Genomic DNA, 23,084 nt, shown 5'->3' on the forward strand with positions numbered 1-23,084 from the left:
ATGAACAAAACCCCCACTGATTAAAGTTTCACTTTATTTCTTTATTGCATTATATAAAAACTGTGCATATTGTTCACGTGTTACGAAATTATCTCCTAAAAAATTCCCTTCCCCATCGCCTTTTGATATTTTATTATCCACTAAAGCTTTCACATATCCTTTCGCCCAATGGTCATTTGGTATATCTTTAAAATTCTCTGCACTATTTTCATTTTCTTTTAACTGAAATACTCTTTGTAATACTACTGACATTTCATATCGAGTTAATACTCCATCTGGACGGAACATACCATTTCCATAGCCTGTCATAATTCCAGCTTGAACCACTGCATCAATAGCCGTTTCATACATATTTCCTTTCGTATCTGTAAATGCCGTTTTTGGTACTAGATTATTTTCTAATTTTAAATACCTTTGTATTAGAAGAGCTACTTGTCCACGAGTAATGTTATCACCAAATCCAAATTCACCATTTCCATAGCCTATAAATAATTTTTCTTTCGCTAAGTAATTAATTGCTTCTTCTGACCAATGTCCCTTTGGTACATCTTTAAATTCTACCACTTCTGTTTTCTCATCTTCTTTAGACGTATTACCGTCTTTACTTTCTACTACATTTTGAATAACAGACCCTGTAAAGAAAATTCCTGTATCCGCGAATGGATCTTTCACACCAAATTCATATATTTTCTCACCTGGTGTACTCCATTTCACTACACCATTACTATACGTACCGTTATCGCTCTTCAGACGGATTTTCGTAGAAACCTCACCATCTTTTTCATATATAGGTACTTTTACTTCTTTATTTACTTCTGTTTCCTCTAAAAATACTTTTTGATTTTGGACATTAATATAAGCCGTCTTACTTAGTTCTATAACTGGTCGGACATCACGGATTTCATTTGCAACAAAACTTAGAAATACTAATTTTTTCAAATTACTAACTGGTGATAAGTCTGAAATATAATTCGCTTCTAAATCAAGCTTTTGTAAGTTTACTAAACTTGATAATGGCGTAATATCCTTTAACTCATTGTTAGGTAAGTGTAATTGTTTTAACTGTGTCATCTTACTTAGAGGAGTAACATCTTTTATTTCATTTTTCCCGATCCACAATTCTTCTAATTGCTTCATTTGCTCAATGCCGGATAAATCTTTAACTTTATTACGTGTTAATACTAAGTCTGTTAAAGGTAATGAATATAACGCTTTAATATCTTCAATTTGATTACCTGCTAAAGTTAAGTATGTTACATTTTTCAAAGCGCTTAATGGAGCAACGTTCGTAATTTTATTATTTGCTAAATTCAAGTAATCTAGTTGTTCCATTTTCGCTAATGCTGTTACATCTTCTATTTGGTTGCCTGATAGAAATAAACTTTTTACATTTTTCATTTCAGTTAGTGGTGCAACGTTTGTAATTTTATTATTACTTAAATCAAGAGATTCTAAATTATCCATCTTAACAAGTGGCGTTACATCTGAAAATTCATTACCACGCAAAGCTAAATGACTTAATTGCTTTAAGTTCGCAAAGAACGACGGATCTTTTATCTTCGCATTCGCAACTGTTAAAGATTTTAAATTTGGCATATATTTTAATGCACTATAATCAAGTATCTCATTCGTATTTAAAAACAAATCCTTTACTTGTAATAACTCTTCTTTCGTAATTGGTGTATTTAAATCTTTTCTATTAAATACTTTTTTATTCACAAGTTCTCTTAATTTGTTATCTGTTATCATATTTTGATTATCAACTGGATTATCCGTTTCCGTATTGCCTGAATTAGAGTTATCATCTGGTTTCTCTGTTTCTTTGTTACCTACAGTTGGATCTTTAATTTCAAATTGAACTTGATATTTGTGATCATATCCAATAGCTGGAATAAGTATATGCATTTGCATATTGTGCTTCTTCTCAAACTCACCAATTTCAAATTGAACTATTTTCGTTCCATTCTTCCTCCTATCTTCTGACAAAACCTTCACATCATGAAATACACCAGGCTGGTTTCTATCTTCTATTCTAAGATATTGAAAATAATCACTATCTTGCATTGTTACAGTGACAATTTTTTTGCCAGCTGCAATCGTTACTTTAGGATCTTTTATATATTGAGAAACCATAGATGGCTCATCTTTTTGGTCCTTATATATTTTAATCTCAGTATCATACGTGCGATCACTCGCTGCTGCTACCGATTGATTTGCTTCAACTTTTAATGCCGCTAATGCTGGAGTAGAGTACGTAGCAAATGGAATTGCTAATGTTGTCGCTACTACTAGCGCCTTCATGTAATTTTTTTTCAAAATAATATCCCCTATCATATATAATCTTTACAATTGATAAGTATTATCAATTATCCACAAATAAATGATAATGAATATCATTATCATTGTCAATGAGAATATTACATTAAATTTATATTTTTAAAGATAAAAAATAAAAAAGCCCTTTATTCAAAGGGCTTTTTTACCTATCGTATGAAGAATTTCACTTTTTTCCTTCTCATTGATGACACCGATTTTTTGCAAAATATTCGCGTACAATACAAGTTTATTATATATTCGTTCTGACATGTTCTCCCTTCTTTCCTTCGACCAACTTTTTTTGTATTGGTAAATTATATGAAAGAGGTGAGAAAATGTGTCCACTTTTTGCATAACTGCAAATCTTTTATTTTACGATTTACAGATAATAAAACTCCCTCCTAAAAATTAGGCGGGAGTTTATGTGCTTTCACTGTATTTAACAAACTGTCCACTGTATATTATGCTTCTTAAGTTCTTCTTCAAAGCTATATGGCATTTTTTTATCACAAATTACGTGTTGAATACGCGAAATTGCTGCTATACGATAATTCCCTTTCACGCCTACCTTCGTATGATCACATAAAATATATGTTTTCTCAGCTAATTTCATCATCGCCTCTGACAATTTCGCTTTCTCTAATTCAAAGCTGGAAACTCCAAAACTAGGTAATAACCCATCAATCGAAACGAACGCTTTATGAAAATGAAATTGCTGTATGACTTGCTGAGAAATAGACCCTGATACACGCGAATGCTTTGGAGATACTTTTCCACCTATAAACAAAACTTCACCGTGAAACATCTTTTTATTAATAGAAGAAATTAATTGTGTTGCGACTGGAAATGAACTTGTTACAATCGTTAAGTTTTTACGATGAACAAGGTATGGAACCATTTGAAGCGGTGTACTTCCATCATCAATTGCAATGACATCACCGTCTTCTACAAATGTCGCTGCTTTATAACCAATTCTTTTCTTCTCTTCTATATGTAGCATTTCTCTTTCTAACATTGGTGCCTCTACTCCAGCGCCTGGAAGTTGAACAGCTCCACCATACACTTTTTTCAGCTTCTTTTCACGATCTAATTCTTCTAAATATCGACGAATCGTTTCTGTTGATACAGCAAATTCTCTCGCTAATTCTGAAACCTTTACTTTCCCTTTAAATTCTACCTTTTCAAGAATGGTTCGCTTTCTTTCTTCTCCTACTACAGACATAGCTTCACCTCATTTATATCTCCCTTATAAACGTCCTTACTTATACAAAGCTATAATTTTCTTTATAAGTAGAAACTTCTTCATGAATATGAATACCGCGCTTTGCTAGCTCATCAAAAATTAATTGTGGATTTTCAAAGGCTTCTTCAGGCGTAACAACACCCACCCTATTTACATTTCCATTTGCAATTAACTCTGCAGCAATCCCAAATGGAATACCGACGTTTCTCGTATACGCTCTTAATTTTTCCCATCCTACAACAGAACCATCAAATAACGGATGTGTATGATATAACACATGTCTTTGCTTCTCATTATTTTTCATACCTATTACTTCTACATGAAGTGCATAACCATAAAGCTCTGTTTCTTGCCCTTCTTTCGATTGCAATAAATACTGTGAAATACAATCCATAATGCCTATTTCTTTCCCGTTTATTTCAATCTGATCATTACGCAATATGCCGTAATCATATAAAGCACGTACAAGTTGCATATTTTGCTGTGGCCAAGTTCCTCTCGTCTCTATCAGTTTGACACCTTTATTTTCTAATGCCTTTGCTAGCGTAATCGTTTCAGAATGCGGAATGATATACTGCGTTGCCTTACCATAAGGCTCTGGCAATTCTATTTCTCTCGGACGCGCAAACGGAGGTACTTGCTTAAATTCACCATCTTCATACACTGTACGCGATGGTAAATATGGATCATATTCATATGTCGTTGTCTCTGTAATTGATGCAGAAAAAGCAATCGGACGATACGAACCGTGACTTACACGGACAGACTCTACAGTATCCAATTGATTTGCTGCATGCATTGCCATCATTTGCGTTACACCCGGCGTCATGCCAAATCCAGGTAAACATATCTTTTCATTTTCAACAAATATAGCATGCGATTCATTTTCTTCACCAAATCCATTTAAGTTCACACCGTGACATCCTGCTTCTGCAATACAGCGGGTCGACAATCTGTTTAACTTTATCGTCGTACCGTCCATTACAATGTCATAACCAATCATTTTTGCAACCGTATCCTCGTGATCCGTTACATCTACTTTTACAAAATCAACACGAGGGTCGTTGAGCCATTCTACTACTTTACGGCCCTCTACCTCGTTAAAATCAGCTACTGTAATTGTCTCAAAAGATGAAAATTGAACTAAATCCAAAATAGCTTCGCGACAAATTTTACCTGCTCCACCTAAGCAAAACACTTTCACCCAATAACAGCTCCTTTAGCAATACTATCAACTAAGCGATTAATATCTTGTTCATGTACATCACCGATATTTCCAATGCGGAACGTATCCACTTTCGAAATTTTCCCAGGGTAAATAACAAATCCATAACGCTTTAATTCGTTATATAACTGTTGAAACTCGAATCCCTCTTTTGGATAAATGAAAGATGTAATAATAGGAGATTGGTATTCCTCATCTACTAGTGGCTTAAATCCGATTTCTCCCATTCTATTTACTAGTAGTTTTTGATTGTTGTAATATCGATTGTAACGCGCTCTTACTCCTCCCTCTTTTTCTAGTTCAAGTAGTGCTTGATAAAAAGCATGTACAACATGTGTAGGTGAAGTAAAACGCCATTTCCCATTTTGTTTTTCCATCGTTTCCCATTGATCATATAAATCAAGAGATAAAGAGCGTCCTTGCCCTTTACACTTCAATAATTCATCACGTTTTGCGATTACAAATCCGAATCCAGGAACCCCTTGAATACACTTATTCGCACTACTAATTAAAAAATCAATTTGTAAATCAGCAATGTCTATTTCAATCCCGCCGAAACTACTCATCGCATCAACAATTGTAACCTTTCCATACTGTTTTCCTAATTTACATACATCTACAATTGGATTTATAATGCCTGTCGTCGTTTCGCAATGAACAACTGCAATATGCGTAATCTCTTTATCTTCTTGCAATAACTTCTCTACTTCTACAATATTAGTAGGTTCCCACTCTTCTGTTTGACTGACCACTACATCAATCTGTAACATCTCTGCCATTTGCACAATGCGCTTACCGTACGCACCATTTGTACAAACGAGAATCTTCCCATTTGCCGGAATAACAGAACCAATTACTGCTTCAACTGAAAACGTACCGCTTCCTTGCATTAACACTGTTGTATATTTCTCTTCTTCCTTCGTCGCTAACGATACAAGTTTAGCTCTTACTTCTTGCACCATCGTATTATATTCATCATCCCACGTACACCAATCGTATAGCATAACTTCTTTTACTGATTTTGTTGTCGTTAATGGTCCTGGTGTTAATAATAAGTAGTGATTTTCAGTCATGATCCTATTCCCCTTTTATGAAATAATAAGTTCTTGTTTCTCGATATGTTCCATTACGCTTTCGAGTTCCTGCATCGTTTCTATCGTAAAGTGCGCCCCATTTTCAACGAAACGATTGCGAACTACTTCTATTTTTTCACGAAGTTCTACCGAATCCATCTTCTCCACTTCTTCTTCCGTTAAACCGAGCTCGCTACTGCCAAGAATTACACCAACTGTCCACATTCCAGCATTTCTACCTTCTTTCATATCTGATACTGTGTCCCCAACTTTTATCATATGGTTCATCGGATACACACCAAGTTCCATTGCATTTTTATAGCACATCCATGGATATGGACGGCCTGCTGGAACATCATCTGGCGTAACAAGAAAATCAGGTTTATATCCTTGTAACGCTGCTTCCTTTGCTACAATATCCATCATTTCTCTCGTATAACCAGTCGTTGAACCAATTTTAATTCCTCTTTCACGTAAAGAAGCAATCACTTCTTTTACTCCATTAATCGGCGAAGCATAGCGCGGCAAAATAGCGAAGAGAATCTCTTCAAATTCTTCATACATCTCCTGAATGTCTGCTTCTGTTGGTAATTGTCGGAAAACACGATTCCACTCACTCGCAATACGAGGCATCTCAGTAAGTGCCCTTACATGATCTATTTTTAATAACCCCATTGGCTTACGAGCTTCTTCTGCTGTAATTGCTACACCCCGTTTATGAAAAATCTCCATGAATACTTCTAGTGGTGCAAAACATCCGTAATCAACTGTTGTCCCTGCCCAATCAAAAATAACTGCTTCAATTTTCATTCTGTCCATCACCTTTCTTACTTATCTTTTTTGCCATTGTGAAGTTCGGTTACGAAGTGCTTTCGTTCCCCATTCATATACAACTCTTACTACAATATTTGTAACAACAATAAGCACACTCATTGCAGCTGCTGGCGCCACATTTCCTGCATCATCCATATTTACGATTGATACGGCAGCTAGTTTAAAATCAGCTGCATATAGGAATACAACTGCCGATACAGTTACCATTGAATTTACGAAGTAGTACATTACCATTTCTAAAATTGCTGGTAAACACATTGGTACCGTTACTCTAAAGAATGTTTTATAAAACGGAATACCCATCGACTGCGAAACAAGCTCAAACTCTCGATCTAATTTCTTTAAAGCAGTCGTTGCCGTGACAAATGTTACAGAATAAAAATGAATGATATTTACTAGTACTAACACAGCGATTGTTCCGTATAAAGAATGAAACGGGTTCGTTACTGATAGTCCCAAAATTTGAATCGTTGGTTGACTAAAGAAAAAGACATATCCTAATCCGAGTACTAAACCTGGTATGGCTAAAGGAACGATAGAGAAAAAGTAACCTGTTTTTCGGAAGAATTGTAGCTGGTCTATTTTCTCAATTGCATATGCAAATACAAATGTTAAAATCGCCCCAATAACTGCTGTAACTGCTGAAACAATTACGCTATTTTTAAATGCTTCAAGTCCATCTCCTGTTAAACTCGAAAAATTAAAATGCTCAAATGTAAAACTCATATTATATGGCCATACTTTCACACTTGCAGCAATACCAACTGCCACAAATAACAGAATGATCATAAATGTAATCACACTACAGTATATGAATGAGATGACATCTCTTTTCTTATTAGCTATTATTCTGTATGGTACTGCTTTTGAAGATAAGAAATTCGCCTGCTTTCTTTGCGTAATACGATCAACTGCAAATGCGAATATAGCTGGGATTAATAAAATCATTCCAACTGTTGCACCCATCGACATATTTTGCTGTCCAATTACTTGTTTGTATACGTCAGTAGCAAGCACATTATATTGTCCACCAACAATTTTTGGTGCCCCAAAATCAGTGAAACTAAGTGTAAACACAACAAACATTGCACTAATTAATCCGTACTTTACACTAGGTAAAGTAACCGTGAAAAATTGTTTTGTTTTACTCGCCCCTAGCATATTAGAAGCTTCATATAAACGATAATCGGATCCTTGAAAGGCAATTAGTAATATGAGAAAGGCTTGCGGAAATGTATACATAACTTCAGCTATTACAATTCCTACTGGTCCATATAAAGGGATTTGTATACCTTCAAATAACCCAAACATTCCTTTCGTTACTAGCCCTTGATTACCAAATAAATATGTAAGTGCTATACCATGCATCATCGTTGGTGCAAACAATGGTAATAACGCTACATACTGAAATACACGCTTTCCAAAAACATTCGTACGGGCAATTGCATATGCGTAAACGAATGCAATTGAAACTGAAATAATTGTTGTTGCGCCCGAAATCCATACCGTATTTTGTAAAGACTGAACTAAAGTCGGTGTTGTGAAATATTTACTGAAATTCGCTAAACCAATGAAAACTCCATCTTTATTATAAAAAGCTTGTGTAAATAGTTGTAATAGTGGTAATACAAGTATGATAAGGAAGGAAAGAATCATACCGATAATTACAAGCCTTTGGATCCATTCCTCTTTCCCTATACTTCTCTTAATCTTTTTTTTCGCACTTTCTACCTTGTAGTTTTCTAACATCTCCATCTATACAATGACCTTCTTTCCATATGACAACATATGATTTTCTGAGAAAGAGATTTGAATCGGCTTTCCTTTTCTAATATCAGCTACTTCTACTTCTGATGCTAATATATCCACTACAATTTTCTCATTATAAAGGTGTGTGTTTTCTTCTACGACTCGCACTTCCGTCCGATATACAGATCCACGAAACTCCATACTTTCCACAACTGTTTTAATACCGTCCTTTTGTACAATTGTTACATGTTCAGGACGAATTGCATGCTCTTCGTTATTTTTCGAAAAGAAATTAATAGAACCAATAAAATCTGCCACAAACGGATTGGCTGGTCTTTGATAAATCTCCTCTGGTGTTCCAATCTGCATAATTTCCGCATGATTCATTACAACAATTTTATCAGCCATCGTTAATGCCTCTTCTTGATCATGCGTGACCATAATAGTTGTTACTCCTACTTTCTCTTGCAAATCACGCATTTCTCTACGTAACTTTTCACGTACTTTCGCATCTAAAGCAGATAACGGCTCATCAAGTAACAAAATATCTGGAGACAGAGCGAGCGCACGTGCAAGTGCCACTCGCTGCTGTTGTCCACCAGACATTTGAGCAGGATATTTATCTTTTACATTCAGTAAATCTACAAGTTTTAACGCCTCTAGCGCTTTCTCTTTTACTTCTGCTTTTCCATATTTTTTTGTCTTTAAGCCGTATTCAATATTTTCAAGTGCTGTTAAATTCGGAAATAATGCATACGATTGAAACACCATTCCGAAGTTTCTCTTTCCAGGAGGTAATGCTGTAATATCTTTTCCATTCACAGCTATACTACCTGTTGTTGCCTCTTCTAGACCTGCTAAAATTCGAAGCAATGTCGTTTTCCCACAACCACTTGGGCCTAATAAACATACAAACTCATTTTTGTTCACAGTAAAAGAAATATCTTTTAACGCTGTAAATGCATCAAACTGTTTTTGAATGTGTTGAATTGATAAATATTCGCTCATTTTTTCTCTCTCCCACTCACTTACTTTTTCGGTTCTGCTTTTTGTCCAAACTCTTTTTCCCATTTTTCTAAAATTTTGTCACGATTTTCTGCTGCCCACTTAAAGTCATTCTTTTTGTATAACTTTTCTGTTACATCTTTAGGGAATCCATCTGGAAGTTTATAATCATTTTTAATTGTCGCAAATCCATTTTTCTCGAAGTATAACTTCATTACATCATCAGTAATCGCCCAATCTAAAAATGCTTGCGCTAATTTTTCATTTTTTGCATTATCTTTTTTAATAAGTGCGTTCGCTTCTACTTCCCAACCTAATCCTTCTTTCGGCAATACAACTTCAACTGGTGCACCTTTTTGTTTCTCTTTCAAAGCACTATAAACCATTGATACGCCAACTGGATATTCACCCGCTCCTGCTAATTTCGCTGGTTTTGATCCTGAATGCGTATAACTTGCCATATTATCATGAAGTTTCTTCATGTAATCCCAGCCTTTATCTTCACCCATGATTTGTAGCCATGCAGAAACTGTTAAAAATCCTGTTCCAGATGATGCTGGATGTGGCATAACAAGTGTTCCTTTATACTCTGGTTTCGTTAAATCTTCATATGATTCTGGCATCGGTAAATTTTTCTTCTTTAACTCTTCTTTATTTACAGCAATCCCCGTCATAAATGCAGTATTTCCTACCCATTTTTCAGGTTGCTTATCATCTTTAAATTGTGGAAGAACACGATCTGCTCCTTTTGGAGAGTATCCTTTTAACATATCTTTTTTATCTAAAGCTAATAGACTTGATGCCGCAGTTCCCCATACAACATCGGCTTGTGTATTTTTCCCTTCAGCTAGTAATTTCGCAGTAATAACTCCTGTTGAATCACGTACAATGTTCAATTTCACATCAGGATATTTCTTTTTAAAGGAATCAAGATAAATTGGTACAAGCTCTTCTTCAATTGCTGTGTAAACAGTTAATGATCCAGATAATTTGTCATCTTTCACTTTCGCTCCAGCACTTTCTTCCTTCTTTGCACCACACCCCATTAATAACGAAAATACCATTCCAGTCGCTACAGCTTTAAAGATTGTTTTTTTCACTGTTTCTCTCTCCTTTTACAAATCTTATGTACAACTCAAATATAAACAACTAGTGTAAAAGCAGTATTAAACCAACATTAATCTTTTGTTTGTTGTTTGTTTTTGTGTAATACGTTGCTACTTCTATGTTTTTTCGCATTTTTCTGCTAATAGAAAACACTAAATTTACAAATAATTAAAAAAACCTTTATAATCCCACAAAAAAATGAGGCGTTTGTAAAAAACGCCTCATTTTTGTTTCCCTTTTTTTGAATTACGATTCGCATACTTTGCGCTATTTTCTCCTTCATACTCTAATGCAAATTCTGCATCTGGTAAGCTTTCTTTCGGAGTTTTATTATTATTGATTGCCGCATTTTGTTTCACTTTTCTTTTTACCAATACATTCACCTGCTCTCAAGAAATCACTTTCTACTCTAGTTTGAAACAACTTAAAATAATTATTACTGGCAAGTGTTAACAAGTACATAAGAGGCGTTAGATGGAAATACTACATATGAAGAAATCATTATAAAAAGGAGCGATAATTTTGAAGAAAAAAGAAAAGATTCAATCACCCATTTTAGACGAAACGCTCCCGCATCAAATGAATTTTCCATCTTTTAAAGGAACAGGAAAAACGATGCAACAACCTTTTGTGAATCAATATAATGTTGTAATTGGAGACAGTAAATATAATTCCGAGAACAGTCCGCTTAACAATTGGAGTGATGAAGTAGATCCTGCCATTATGGCTGGCGATGAGTGGATCCATCCGACAAATGATATTGGGTGGATTTCAGAAGAAAATCAAGAGTTACTAAAAAACGAAGTGGATAATAAAAATGAAGCTTTTATGCATCCACAATTTGGCATTAACGACTAAAAAACCATTCTACCTAACGTAGGTAGAATGGTTTCATACTATCCAATAATAATCCGCTCTTTCGGGTATTTATAGCGAGGTGGTTGTTCCCTTCCACCACTAGCTAAAATAAATGTTAAAATACCAACGCGTCCGATAAACATAAGCACAATAAGTACAAGTTTCCCAACAGTTGTTAAATCAGGCGTAACACCTGTTGATAGTCCCGTCGTTCCGAAAGCAGAACAAACTTCAACAATTAAGCTCATAAGCGGTACATTTTCCGTAATAGATAAAATGAATAGCGCAGTAGCACATAACAAAATCCCCATCGTCATAACGACAGATGCTTTCAGTACATCCTCTTCATGTAGCTGACGTTTGAAGACTCTAACTGTTCTACCGCCCCTTGCAAAGGTGTATAGTGACAATATACTAACAGCAAATGTAGTTGTACGTATTCCGCCCCCAACCGAACTTGGAGATGCCCCTATAAACATTAATATACTCATAAATAAAAGCGTCGGTTGTGATAATTCACGTATATCCATTGTTGCAAGTCCACCACTTCGCGTCGTCACAGATTGGAATAATGTATAAAATACAGTTTCATGCCATGACTTTCCTACTAAAAAATGATTTCTCTCCAGTAAAAAAATCATAATTGTACCAACAACAACGAGTGCAAAAAATGTTGTTGTCGTCAATTTTGTAAATAATGAAAAACGGAATAATTGTTGTCTCCTTTTACTAAGGAATTGTTTCACTTCCATTAGCACAGGGAAACCAATCGCTCCTAAAATAATTAGTAACATATGAATCATTTGAACAATATAATCTTTTTTATACGGAATTAATGATTGTCCTGTTAAATCAAATCCGCCGTTCGTAGTCGCACTAACAGCTGCAAAGAAACCGTGAAAATAAGCTTCTTGCCAAGTCGGAAAGTAAAGTAAAAATCTTGTCCCCAATAAGATTGCTCCAATAAGTTCTATTGAAATAATTACAATTAAAATAGAACGCATCAATTCTACGAGACCCGATAAATTTCCTTGATTATGGTCTGCCATAATTAATCTTCTTCTTTGCAAACCAATCTTTTTCCCCGTAATGATCCAAACAAATGTCCCAAGCGCCATAATTCCTAAGCCGCCTAATTGTAAAATAAGAGCTAAAACAATAATTCCTGCTGTAGTAAACGTATCTGAAATCGTAATAACAGACAGTCCCGTAACACTTACCGCACTAACCGATGTAAAAAGCGCATCTATAAATGTCCATTTCACACCAGGCTTCGTAACAAACGGTAAACTAAGCAATATCACCGATACAACTACCGCTAATAAATAAAACAAAACGATGAGTTGTACAGGACGTAATTTTTGTAAAAACTTTTTTATATCTCTCATTCCATCACTTCGCTACCTTTTTTCTATCGATTAAATAAAGAAAAATCTTTACTTTCTTTATTTGTAAATAACTGCTCAAATAATTTGGCAAAGACCATTCCATATACAGTTCCATTACCTCCATACGGCAATGCATAAAACAAATTATGTATCTTTTCGTCTTCTTTTAAAATGGGGAGACCATCATGAGTACCACCAAATGCGGCTGCCCAATAGTAGTCTGCCTGTATATTTTTATACTGCGGGAACATCTCTTTTACAATATTAATAAGGATATCACGCTTATGCAATAATTTCGTATCACCAATTGTTTGAATTTGTAGCGCTTCATCTAATCCGCCTACAATAATGCGGTTTCGATACGTTCGAAAATATAAGTAGGGCCGTGCCGTTTCCCAAATTAACGATCGCTCATGCCAGCCTTCAAATTGATCTATTTCATTTGTTACAATTGCATAAGAGGTGTCTACTGTTGTATTTTTTTCTTTCTTTCCAAAAAGCGCCTCATAACCTGTCGCCATAATAATATTCTTTGCTACAATTTGATTTCCTGTTTTCGTGTAACAAATTAAATCATTTTTGCGTTTTTTTATATGTATTGCCTCTGTATGTTCATATATATTAGCTCCCATTTGGTTTGCTTTATGCAAAAAACTATACGCTAGTAAATACGGATTCACCTCAGCATCACCTTGCGTATATAACGCTGCTTGTTTTGCAAAAGAATAACGTTTCTTAATATCAGCTTCTGTAAAATATTCAACTGGAAATCCATAATTCTGTAACGTATTATATTCCTCTTGTAAAAATGAGACATCCTCACTTTTACTTGCATAATATAAACTATTTCGCGGAATAAAATGGGGATTAATATCAAGAGTCGGTATAACCTCTTCCATTGTTCTTAGCGCTTCATAACAAAGCTTATATGCTCGTACCCCTTTTTCTTTACCAAATGTATGGATAAGAGAGGTTAACGATTTATCATGAAGAAATTGTAGTAAACCTGTATTAGCAGCTGTGCTACCACACGCAATTGCTCTTTTTTCAATAAGTGTAACACTCATGCCAATTTTCGCTAACGAATGCGCTATATGAGCACCGGCTTCGCCGCTTCCAACTACGAGCACATCACATATCATATCATTTTCTAACAGTGGATAACAAGGTACAGAAACTCCTGTATTCCAAAACAACTTACCCATCATAAGTTTCATAATTATACTCCTAAAATATAAATTTCTCCTTTCTATGTTTTGTTATTTTTCATAAAAAAATCCAACTAACATAAGCTAGTTGGATTTTTTTATTTTTAATTAGAACGCTCTTCAAGCCAATTTCCAATCGTCGGATATGTTTGTTTTACAGCTGTTCCACCGTAAACGATAGACATATGCCCTGTTGGTAAACATACATATTGTTTATCTGTGCTAGAAATATGGTCTAGTAATGCTTCTACTTGACATGGCAAAGCGATATGATCACGTTTCCCGGAAATATTTAAGACATTCGCCTTAATATTTGCAAGGTCTACCTTTTGTCCGCGAATAACGAGTTCACCCTTAACCAACTTATTATTTTGATAAAAATCACGAATCCACTGTCTGTATGATTCACCTGGGAACGGAATACCATCACCAACCCACTTTTGAACCAATCTCCAGCTTTCGACGAAGCGCTCATTCTCTGAACGATCTACTAAAGCAACATATGGACCAACAAAGTTCGTAATTGGCTTTAACATTTTGTTTCCGAAATCAATCATTTCTGGCGGAATATTTCCAAATGTATCAACCGCTTTATCTAAATTGAAGTATTTCTCATCTAATAAAGGGCCATACAATCCTGTTTCAGAGAAATCAAAAGGACTTGTCATGAAAATTAAATTACGAATTGGCATGTGCGGATGAAGTGCTGCATAAATAGAAGTTAGCGTTCCACCCATGCAATAACCAAGTAAAGAAATCTCGTCCGATTTTGCAGTTCGCATTACTTTTTTTACTGCTTTTGCAATATAATCAAACACAAAATCATCAAATTTCAAATGACTATCTTCTAAACCAAATGTGCCCCAATCAAGCATATACACATCAAAACCACGATCCACTAGATATTCCACTAAACTATTTCCAGGAGTTAAATCCATAATATATGGTTTATTAATAAGAGCATATATTAACAGAATTGGAACTCTTTGTGTTTTTTCTTGTTTTGGAATGTAGCGATAAAGCTTCGTCTTATTCTTCGTCCAAATAACCTCTTTCGGCGTTAACCCTACTTGCGGCTCTGGTTCACGTAATAAAATTTCACTCGCCCTTTTCACTCGGCGGTATGCTTTTCGGTACTCTTCTGGGTATAGCTCTAATTGCTTTTCCCATTCTGTTGCGAATGTAGTCATTTTTTTATCTCCTTTTTGGTCGATTTCCTTCTTAAAAAAAGAAGTGCATTCCTGCTATGGATATGCACTTTTTTCTTACTTCATTACATATATAATCCGCCGTTAATGTTTAATTGTTGACCTGTGATATACGCACCGTCACGGCATAGGTATACTACACCTTTTGCAATTTCATCGGCTTGACCAAAACGTTTTTTCGGGATTTTTGCAACGATTTTTTGACGTACTTCTTCTGGTACTTCTGCTACCATTTCAGTATCAATAAATCCTGGGCAAATAGCGTTTACAGTGACATTTGTTTTTGCAAGTTCTAACGCTAATGATTTTGTAAATCCTAACATACCTGCTTTTGCTGCTGAGTAGTTTGTTTGGCCAAATCCACCTGCTTGACCAATAATAGAAGAAATGCTAATAATTCTTCCTTCTTCCGCTTCTGTTATGTATGGAAGAACAGCGCTTGTCGTATTAAATACGCTACTTAAATTCACGTCAATTACGCGCTCCCAATCTTCACGATTTAACTTTTTGAATGTACGATCTCTTGTAATACCAGCATTATTAACAAGAATATCAACTTTACCAAAATGATTCACAGCTTCTTCTACAAGTCGGTTTGCATCTTCTACTTTAGAAACATCCGCTTGCACTGCATAAACATCATGTCCGTCTTTTCCTAATTCATTCACTAAATTTTCAGCTGCTTCTTTACTGCTATTATAGTTAATAACTACTTTTGCTCCCTCTTGTGCTAATGCTACTGTAATTGCTTTTCCAATTCCTTTTGCTCCACCTGTTACGATTGCTACTTTTCCATTTAATTGAACCATTTCTTTTCCCCCTTAAATGAATTTGTGAACGATTGTTATGAATCATTTTGGTACTCATACTATAGAGTCCATATATAATTATGTTTCGCTGTTTATACGTGAAAAGAGATTCTCCCTCTCTCTTTTATCTGTTATAAACAAGCGCTTTTATCATTTTTTATTTTCTGGCTTATTCGCAGGCTTTACCTCTTCTTTTACAGGTACTTGTAGTTTAGCTAGTACTGCATTTTGCTTTTCTAGCAATTCTAAAATTTGATCTACTTTTGTTTCAAGCGTACGAATATCTTGTTTCACTTTCGTCACATCACGCTTTAATGTAGGAGCTTGTCCTAAAGAATCGACTTTCTCCTCTAGAAACTCCTCAATGTTATCTACTTTATTTTCTAAGTTAATAACTAGCGTAGCTACTCTTGCGATATCCTCTTTCGTCGGCACATTTACTTGTTCTAAATAGTTTTTTGTCGTATCATTTAATGCTTTTTGATAAAACAAATTCAAATCTAGAACGCTGCCCATCCAAGCAGAATATTCTTCTGTTTTAATTGTTTCATTGAGCGCTTTTCCCCAAAATGTTTCGGTTTGTTCATAAGCATTTTTCCATGCTTGTAGTGGATCGAATTTTTGATCAATCACTTTACCTACACTCCCTTTTTCGTTTTTGAAACAATTCAACCTATTCACTATTTTCTAATATTCTGAATAAAACTTCAAGTCTATATTTTATTTTTTTCTATTTTCTAACAAATGTGTTGACTTTAAAAACAGATAGGTGTAAATTGCACTTATAAGCAAAAAATTCCATCTAACTGATTCATGAGGTGATGCACAATCATGCTACAAAATGAACCAGAACAACGCGAAAGTTTGGAGAGCAACCAAGCGAAGCAACCAAACTCCATGCCAAAAAACTTCTTAGTTCCCTTCTTACTTCTCTGTCTAAAAGACTGGAGTCTTCATGGTTACAAACTTATTCAAATGCTAATGGATATCGGCTTTTCTTCTGTTGACCAAGGTAATGTTTATAGAACACTACGCAAATTAGAAAAAGAAAACCTTATTTCTTCTACTTGGGATACAAGCGATGGAGGGCCGGCAAAAAGAATTTATTCTTTAACTGAATATGGAGAGCAATATTTAACAACATGTGCGACTTCTTTTGAACATTATCAAAATATGTTGCGAACGTTTTTCACGTTATACACCAATGCATTCTTTCCATTTTCTACTTCTCCAGAAAAGGATGAAAAGGATTCTTCATCTTCACCTGGTGGTACAGCAGAGTAATCTGCGTTCACAATATGCAAAAAAACATTTGGGGGTCAAACAATGGAAACTAAACCATACGAATTAGTCGATGCATTTTGGAAAAACTGGTCTCAATCACTTTCCCTTTTCTCTTCAGCTGGGAAACAATTAGAGCAGCTTACTTTAGAAACATTAAAACAACAACAAGACGCTTTGCATAAATTAACATCAGGAGTAGATGAACTAGAAAAAGAACTACAACAACTCACTGCTCAGTTCAACAACCAATATACAGATTACGTGAAACAATTAACTGGAAACTCCTTAAATGATCAAATTAACGAGTGGCAGGACAAATGGAAGGAACTTTCTGCTCATATGCATCAACTTACTGTTTCTCCTACAAAAACATCTTTGTCAATTCTTACACAAACAAGCGGTCAATTTGAAGAAACAACAAAACAATTTATTGAACAACAACAATTACAACGTGAAGAGGCTCAAAAACAGTTAGAGGGTTTTTTGGAAGAGTTCAAGTCAAAACAGTTGGAACTCGCAAAAAAGTTCGAGGAAAACTCAAAAAATCTATTTACTTCCATCAAGTAAGAAAAATGTGGGAGCTAACCGCAGCACAAACAAAACTCTTTCTTCCTCCTACTACATCAAGATGGCTAACATTTTTCGATATGGAAAAGAAGGAGGACAAAATGAATCCATTTCAAGAAGCACAAACTGTTCCGGAGCTTCGCTATGATGAGATTCAAGTCGGTGATCAAGCATCCCTTACAAAAACAATTACAGATGAAGATGTTATCAATTTTGCAAAATTGACTGGAGATGTGAATCCTATTCACATTTTAGATTCTTTTGCGAAAACGACAATGTTTAAAGAACGTATTGCCCATGGTATGCTCGTTTCGAGTTTTATTTCTACCATCCTTGGAACGAAACTCCCAGGCAAAAATACAATTTATTTATCCCAAAATGTTTCATTCCGTGCCCCTGTCAAAATCGGTGATACACTTCGCGTTGTGGCAGAGGTTATTAAGAAGCGTGACGATAAAAAAATCATTACGTTGCAAACAAATATATATAATCAATCGGATGATATTGTCGTGGAAGGTACAGCGACAATACTAAAAAAAGAGTAGCAAATTTGCTACTCTTTTTTCTATCCAATAACTTCTAATCACACCGATTACTTCCGCGTATGAGCACGCCGGTTCCACATAAAATAACAGTACCAATTCAGATAAGTACTTATCTGGACTGGATTACTCATAAGGATGTGTATCATCATGGCAAAAACAAACAAATTACTAGTTCCAGGTGCTGAACAAGCACTTGATCAATTTAAATATGAAATTGCACAAGAATTCGGCGTAAGCTTAGGGTCTAATACAGCATCTCGTTCTAACGGATCAGTTGGCGGTGAAGTAACAAAACGTCTTGTTTCTTTAGCTCAACAACAATTACGCGGATAATAATATAACATATGGCTTAGAGGCAGATATTCTCTGCCTCTTTCTATTTTTCACATACATAATCGGACTTTTTCACATACTAGTAAGAGCAAACAGAAAGGAACGATATATAACATGAAACGGATTAACATTCGTATGAGTCCTCCCCGCGTTCTTACTTTGTCTTTTATCATGTTATCAATTATAGGTACATGCTTATTAAAGCTTCCAATTGCTACAACAACGTCTATTTCATGGCTCGATGCTTTATTTACAACAGTTTCTGCCTGTACGGTTACAGGGCTTGGTGTTGTGGACACTGGAAAAGTATTTACTTTGTTTGGACAATGTGTCATTTTAACGCTTATACAAGTTGGCGGACTTGGTATTATGAGCTTTGCTGTCTTAATTGCGATTATGCTCGGCAGAAAAATCGGTCTTCAAAACCGTATTTTATTACAACAAGCATTAAATCAAACAAATATAGGCGGCGTTATCCGTCTTGCCAAAGCATTATTTTTATTCTCTTTTACAGTCGAATGTATCGCTACTTTAATTCTTTCTTTTGAGTGGGTACCAAAATACGGGGTTACCAAAGGGATCTATTATAGTTTTTTCCATTCAATCTCAGCCTTTAACAATGCTGGTTTTTCTGTGTGGAGCGATAATTTAATGTCCCATTCTCATAGTATTATTGTCAATTTCGTCATTTCCTCTCTCATCATTTTAGGTGGAATTGGTTTTACAGTGATCGTAGACATAAAAAGAAAGAAAAACTTTAAAAACCTTACACTACATTCAAAACTTATGCTCTCTTCTACTCTAATCATCAACATTATTGCTACCCTTTTTATTTTTATATTCGAGTTCCATAACTCTCTTTCTATGAGAGGTTTTACCCCATTTGAAGAAGGAATGGCCTCTTATTTCCAAGCAATTTCAACGCGAACTGCCGGGTTTAATACAGTTGATATTTCTACATTGTCAAAACCTTCCCTGCTATTAATGATGCTACTTATGTTTATTGGTGCTGGTAGTGCTTCAACGGGTGGGGGGATTAAGTTAACAACATTTTTAATCATATTTTTTGGTGTATTTAAATTTTTACAAGAACAAGAAGATATTGTCGTATTTAAAAAATCCATTAAAGATACTCTCATTGTCAAATCATTAACCATTACTATTATTTCTATTTCATTTATCTTTTTTGCTATTTTAATTTTGAGTATTACTGAACGAGTTCCTCTATTGATGAGTGCTTTCGAAGTATTTTCAGCATTTGGGACTGTTGGCCTCAGTATGAACTTAACACCCCACTTAACTATAATTGGAAAAGCGATTATTATTTTTATGATGTTTTTTGGGAAAATGGGTCCTTTAACATTGGCATTTTCATTTGCTCGTAAAAAGAACCGAAAAATAAAGTATCCGAATGAAGATATTTTAACAGGTTGACAACCGTATAAATTATCCATATAATGAGAATACAATAACATATCTCCAAAGGGGAGTAGCGTCCAAGAATATATCTTGGAAACAAAGTCGTCATTACGTAGAACTTAGTTCTTCCGGCTTTGTTGGCATTTTTATTACATATGTCTAGCAAGACCTTTGCCTATTAACGGCAGAGGTCTTTTTTGCATTCATTTCCAGATTCTTCCAAAGTTAATAGGCAGGAGTATGGGGAAACTAAATAGTGGGGAAATTCTTCACTTATTTAGAAGTTATAGAGATGAGAGGAGAATGTACATGGATGTATCATTATTATTGGAGTATGGTTGGGTATTACTCATCCTAATTGCACTTGAAGGGATTTTAGCGGCTGATAACGCTCTTGTTCTTGCAATTATGGTAAAACATTTACCAGAAGAAAAACGAAAGAAAGCACTATTTTACGGATTAGCGGGGGCATTCGTTTTCCGATTTGGATCGTTATTTATGATTTCGTTCTTAGTCGATGTATGGCAAGTGCAAGCAATCGGTGCCATCTACCTTATGTTTATCGCTGGTAATCACTTATTTAAAACATATGTTAAAAAGAATACAGATGAAGAAACAGAAGAAAAAGAAGCAAAGAAAAAACAAGAGAACTTTTGGTGGACTGTATTTAAAGTTGAGGTTGCTGATATCGCCTTCGCAGTTGATTCAATTTTAGCTGCTGTTGCACTAGCAATGACTTTACCAAAAACAGGACTAGGTACAATTGGTAGTCTTGATACTGGGCAATTCGTTGTTATCTTTGTAGGTGGACTTATCGGATTAATCATTATGCGATTTGCAGCAACTGCTTTCGTACAAATCTTAAAACGTAAACCAGGGCTTGAAACTGCAGCATTCTTAATTGTAGGTTGGGTTGGTGTGAAGCTAGCAGTTTATACATTAGCACATCCTGCATTAAATGTAATTCCACATTCATTCCCAGAATCCACTCCGTGGAAGCTTACATTCTGGATTGTATTAGTCGGAATCGCAGTTGGTGGTTGGTTCTTCTCAAAAGAAGTAGAAGTAAAAGTGGAAAAGAATTTAGACGAAAAAGCGCTGTAATTACAGCGCTTTTTCTTTTTCCTTTCTTCCTCGCAATGTCCAGAAAAAATTCCATTATACTACCTTTTGTAAACGTTTTCTTAATGTATGTATGTCCTTTTTGTGAAACATTGCACAAACTTATTGAAAGTAAGAACAATTCCATGTACTTTATTCATATAAGGAGTATTTATAGAAGATTTACTAAAGGAGCGTATTACTCATGCTAGAACAAGGACTAGATTATGTTGTCAAACTGGCTAAAAGCAAAAAGAAAATACTAGATACAAACCCAATGCAATATTTCATTCGTGCTGCACTTGCTGGTATTTATATCGGTTTTATTATTGTACTATGTTTTAAATTAGGTAACTTTTTTCACATTGCAGATTCACCAGCAACTTATTTAGCCGCTTCTATGTTTTTCGGGATTGCTCTCGTACTTATTATATATGGCGGTGCTGAATTGTTTACTGGGAACACAATGTACTTTACTGTCGCAACTTTAAGAAAAGAAACAACGATTTCTGATACACTTCGTAACTGGGTTGCTTGTTATGCAGGTAACTTAGCCGGCGCATTATTCTTTGCCTTACTATTTTACGCAACTGGAATTTTTGAAGCAATTGATCACGGTCACTTAATGAGTAAAGTCGTTGAAGGAAAGATGAATACACCTACGATGCAGTTATTCTTTAAAGCCATTTTATGTAACTGGCTCGTATGTCTTGCTTGCTTCTTACCTTCTCAGGTTAAAGGTGACACAGCAAAAATAATGGTCATGATGCTACTTGTTTTCACATTCTTCTTATCTGGTTACGAACATAGTATTGCAAACTTATCACTCTTTGCTTTATCTTTAGTTTCACCGCATCCTGAGACAATTTCTTTTTCAGGTGCTATTCATAACTTAATTCCTGTTACAATTGGTAACATTATTGGCGGATCAGTATTTGTCGGTATGGTATACCACTACTTAACAAAGAAAACGCCTGAAGTTCAACAGGAAGAAACTGAAATCGCAACAGCTCAACAAGAAGAGATTATTCCTTTACAAGCCCATATGAAACATTAAAAACTCCAAAGTTTTACTTTGGAGTTTTTAGCTTCCCACGTATTTAATAACAAGGTGAGGAGTAATTTCTCCTTCTTCCTTTCCCTTATCCATTCTCTGTTTCATCTTGTGCATACCGATGACATCATTCGTATGAAAGTGAATTTCATTTACATATAACCCCTCTGTACAAAAAGCTTCTACAAAATCTAGTCCATTTTTCGCTCCCCATCCCATATTAAAATCAAGAGAAAGAATATTCACATCATAATCCCGAACCATTTGCAAAGCACATTCTACTGTAGTTGCGGGCACATACCCGAACGGGCAACTTCTTTGATCATCCATATATACGTTCATTTTCGATTCCCTCTCTAATTTGAATATGCGGCCAATACATAACATATTGCCCCGAGACTAATAAAAGGACCAAATGGAATTGGCTTTCGTACTTCTATACGTTTTAATCCGATACCAATCCCGAAAAAACAAAGACTAAAACAAGATGCTAAAAATAAAACGATAAAAACTCCTTTCACTCCTACTATAAATCCAAGTAACGAAAGTAGTTTTATATCTCCTCCGCCAAGCCCTTCTGGATATATCTTTTGCATGCAATATAACAAAATAAATATAACACCACTACCAGCTATACTATCTGTCCAAGTAACTAATTGTACAAAAACACTTTCGAGAATGAGTAAAAAGGCAAACGAAATTAAAATACAATCAGGAATTAACATATATAAGTAATCTGTAACTGAAATAATAAGAAG

The 23,084-nt window shown here is 35.1% G+C and carries 24 protein-coding genes and 1 riboswitch; of the genes, 8 read left to right on the top strand and 16 right to left on the bottom strand.

Going from position 1 to position 23,084, the window contains the following annotated elements; all coding sequences use genetic code 11:
* Positions 1 to 33: 33 nt before the first annotated feature.
* The 9 genes from ABWK52_RS18895 to ABWK52_RS18935 all read right to left on the bottom strand — a co-directional run bounded on the left by ABWK52_RS18895 (position 34) and on the right by ABWK52_RS18935 (position 10,926).
* Positions 34 to 2,334, bottom strand: coding sequence for an NEAT domain-containing leucine-rich repeat protein (locus ABWK52_RS18895; RefSeq protein ID WP_098541368.1), 2,301 nt, complete (start codon positions 2,332 to 2,334; stop codon positions 34 to 36).
* Between the two features lie 421 nt (positions 2,335 to 2,755).
* Complete coding sequence (locus ABWK52_RS18900) at positions 2,756 to 3,538, bottom strand: DeoR/GlpR family DNA-binding transcription regulator (RefSeq protein WP_000117667.1); 783 nt, start codon at positions 3,536 to 3,538, stop codon at positions 2,756 to 2,758.
* A 40-nt stretch (positions 3,539 to 3,578) separates the two neighbouring features.
* Positions 3,579 to 4,763, bottom strand: a complete 1,185-nt coding sequence (locus ABWK52_RS18905) for a saccharopine dehydrogenase family protein (RefSeq protein WP_098541366.1) — start codon at positions 4,761 to 4,763, stop codon at positions 3,579 to 3,581.
* Entirely contained in the window at positions 4,760 to 5,857 is a 1,098-nt protein-coding gene (phnW, locus tag ABWK52_RS18910) for a 2-aminoethylphosphonate--pyruvate transaminase (RefSeq protein ID WP_000138230.1), read from the bottom strand. The genes ABWK52_RS18905 and phnW overlap by 4 nt, the downstream gene beginning before the upstream one ends.
* A gap of 15 nt (positions 5,858 to 5,872) precedes the next feature.
* Positions 5,873 to 6,667 (bottom strand): phosphonoacetaldehyde hydrolase, encoded by a 795-nt coding sequence (phnX, locus tag ABWK52_RS18915; RefSeq protein ID WP_000687365.1) that lies wholly within the window; start codon positions 6,665 to 6,667, stop codon positions 5,873 to 5,875.
* Between the two features lie 21 nt (positions 6,668 to 6,688).
* On the bottom strand, positions 6,689 to 8,446 hold the full coding sequence (locus tag ABWK52_RS18920) for a putative 2-aminoethylphosphonate ABC transporter permease subunit (protein ID WP_000425514.1): 1,758 nt from the start codon (positions 8,444 to 8,446) through the stop codon (positions 6,689 to 6,691).
* On the bottom strand, positions 8,447 to 9,448 hold the full coding sequence (locus tag ABWK52_RS18925; RefSeq protein WP_000006190.1) for a putative 2-aminoethylphosphonate ABC transporter ATP-binding protein: 1,002 nt from the start codon (positions 9,446 to 9,448) through the stop codon (positions 8,447 to 8,449).
* A 20-nt stretch (positions 9,449 to 9,468) separates the two neighbouring features.
* Positions 9,469 to 10,545, bottom strand: a complete 1,077-nt coding sequence (locus ABWK52_RS18930; RefSeq protein ID WP_000750895.1) for a putative 2-aminoethylphosphonate ABC transporter substrate-binding protein — start codon at positions 10,543 to 10,545, stop codon at positions 9,469 to 9,471.
* Between the two features lie 228 nt (positions 10,546 to 10,773).
* A complete protein-coding gene (locus ABWK52_RS18935; RefSeq protein WP_000240799.1) occupies positions 10,774 to 10,926 on the bottom strand; it encodes a hypothetical protein in 153 nt (50 codons plus the stop codon).
* Between the two features lie 148 nt (positions 10,927 to 11,074).
* On the opposite strand from ABWK52_RS18935, the gene ABWK52_RS18940 reads away from it, so the two are divergent.
* Positions 11,075 to 11,410, top strand: a complete 336-nt coding sequence (locus ABWK52_RS18940; protein WP_000726028.1) for a DUF3905 domain-containing protein — start codon at positions 11,075 to 11,077, stop codon at positions 11,408 to 11,410.
* Positions 11,411 to 11,448: 38 nt separating this feature from the next.
* On the opposite strand, the gene ABWK52_RS18945 is transcribed toward ABWK52_RS18940, so the two are convergent.
* The 5 genes from ABWK52_RS18945 to phaR all read right to left on the bottom strand — a co-directional run bounded on the left by ABWK52_RS18945 (position 11,449) and on the right by phaR (position 16,656).
* Positions 11,449 to 12,798 carry a TrkH family potassium uptake protein gene (locus ABWK52_RS18945; RefSeq protein WP_001204707.1) on the bottom strand — a complete coding sequence of 450 codons (1,350 nt, stop codon included), beginning with the start codon at positions 12,796 to 12,798 and terminating at the stop codon, positions 11,449 to 11,451.
* A 23-nt stretch (positions 12,799 to 12,821) separates the two neighbouring features.
* Positions 12,822 to 14,015 carry an NAD(P)/FAD-dependent oxidoreductase gene (locus tag ABWK52_RS18950; RefSeq protein WP_000772518.1) on the bottom strand — a complete coding sequence of 398 codons (1,194 nt, stop codon included), beginning with the start codon at positions 14,013 to 14,015 and terminating at the stop codon, positions 12,822 to 12,824.
* Positions 14,016 to 14,110: 95 nt separating this feature from the next.
* On the bottom strand, positions 14,111 to 15,196 hold the full coding sequence (gene phaC, locus ABWK52_RS18955) for a class III poly(R)-hydroxyalkanoic acid synthase subunit PhaC (RefSeq protein WP_000206336.1): 1,086 nt from the start codon (positions 15,194 to 15,196) through the stop codon (positions 14,111 to 14,113).
* 83 nt (positions 15,197 to 15,279) lie between these two features.
* Positions 15,280 to 16,023 carry an acetoacetyl-CoA reductase gene (locus ABWK52_RS18960; RefSeq protein WP_000250407.1) on the bottom strand — a complete coding sequence of 248 codons (744 nt, stop codon included), beginning with the start codon at positions 16,021 to 16,023 and terminating at the stop codon, positions 15,280 to 15,282.
* A gap of 150 nt (positions 16,024 to 16,173) precedes the next feature.
* On the bottom strand, positions 16,174 to 16,656 hold the full coding sequence (gene phaR / locus ABWK52_RS18965) for a polyhydroxyalkanoic acid synthase subunit PhaR (protein WP_000566942.1): 483 nt from the start codon (positions 16,654 to 16,656) through the stop codon (positions 16,174 to 16,176).
* Positions 16,657 to 16,854: 198 nt separating this feature from the next.
* Between phaR and phaQ the strand changes: the two genes are divergently transcribed.
* The 7 genes from phaQ (at position 16,855) to ABWK52_RS19000 (ending at position 22,329) form a co-directional block, all read left to right on the top strand.
* Entirely contained in the window at positions 16,855 to 17,307 is a 453-nt protein-coding gene (phaQ, locus tag ABWK52_RS18970; RefSeq protein ID WP_000939955.1) for a poly-beta-hydroxybutyrate-responsive repressor, read from the top strand.
* A 42-nt stretch (positions 17,308 to 17,349) separates the two neighbouring features.
* Positions 17,350 to 17,874 carry a polyhydroxyalkanoic acid inclusion protein PhaP gene (gene phaP / locus ABWK52_RS18975; RefSeq protein ID WP_000448594.1) on the top strand — a complete coding sequence of 175 codons (525 nt, stop codon included), beginning with the start codon at positions 17,350 to 17,352 and terminating at the stop codon, positions 17,872 to 17,874.
* Positions 17,875 to 17,975: 101 nt separating this feature from the next.
* Positions 17,976 to 18,419 carry a MaoC family dehydratase gene (locus ABWK52_RS18980; protein WP_001067916.1) on the top strand — a complete coding sequence of 148 codons (444 nt, stop codon included), beginning with the start codon at positions 17,976 to 17,978 and terminating at the stop codon, positions 18,417 to 18,419.
* 147 nt (positions 18,420 to 18,566) lie between these two features.
* On the top strand, positions 18,567 to 18,752 hold the full coding sequence (locus tag ABWK52_RS18985) for an alpha/beta-type small acid-soluble spore protein (protein ID WP_001140707.1): 186 nt from the start codon (positions 18,567 to 18,569) through the stop codon (positions 18,750 to 18,752).
* Positions 18,753 to 18,866: 114 nt separating this feature from the next.
* Positions 18,867 to 20,186: a TrkH family potassium uptake protein gene (locus ABWK52_RS18990; protein WP_000822339.1), complete on the top strand. Its 1,320-nt coding sequence runs from the start codon at positions 18,867 to 18,869 to the stop codon at positions 20,184 to 20,186.
* Between the two features lie 38 nt (positions 20,187 to 20,224).
* A riboswitch (yybP-ykoY riboswitch) is annotated at positions 20,225 to 20,398 on the top strand.
* 82 nt (positions 20,399 to 20,480) lie between these two features.
* The gene (locus ABWK52_RS18995) at positions 20,481 to 21,275 is read left to right on the top strand and encodes a TerC family protein (protein ID WP_000383326.1); all 795 of its coding nucleotides are present in this window, start codon (positions 20,481 to 20,483) and stop codon (positions 21,273 to 21,275) included.
* A 202-nt stretch (positions 21,276 to 21,477) separates the two neighbouring features.
* Complete coding sequence (locus tag ABWK52_RS19000) at positions 21,478 to 22,329, top strand: formate/nitrite transporter family protein (protein WP_000893027.1); 852 nt, start codon at positions 21,478 to 21,480, stop codon at positions 22,327 to 22,329.
* Between the two features lie 27 nt (positions 22,330 to 22,356).
* On the opposite strand, the gene ABWK52_RS19005 is transcribed toward ABWK52_RS19000, so the two are convergent.
* Both ABWK52_RS19005 and ABWK52_RS19010 read right to left on the bottom strand, forming a co-directional pair.
* Positions 22,357 to 22,668: a cyclic-phosphate processing receiver domain-containing protein gene (locus tag ABWK52_RS19005; protein ID WP_001103760.1), complete on the bottom strand. Its 312-nt coding sequence runs from the start codon at positions 22,666 to 22,668 to the stop codon at positions 22,357 to 22,359.
* A gap of 14 nt (positions 22,669 to 22,682) precedes the next feature.
* The coding region (locus tag ABWK52_RS19010) for a prepilin peptidase (protein WP_353772072.1) at positions 22,683 to 23,084 on the bottom strand (402 nt) is incomplete at its 5' end.

The organism is Bacillus sp. AP50 (assembly GCF_040492675.1).
Taxonomy (GTDB): domain Bacteria; phylum Bacillota; class Bacilli; order Bacillales; family Bacillaceae_G; genus Bacillus_A; species Bacillus_A cereus.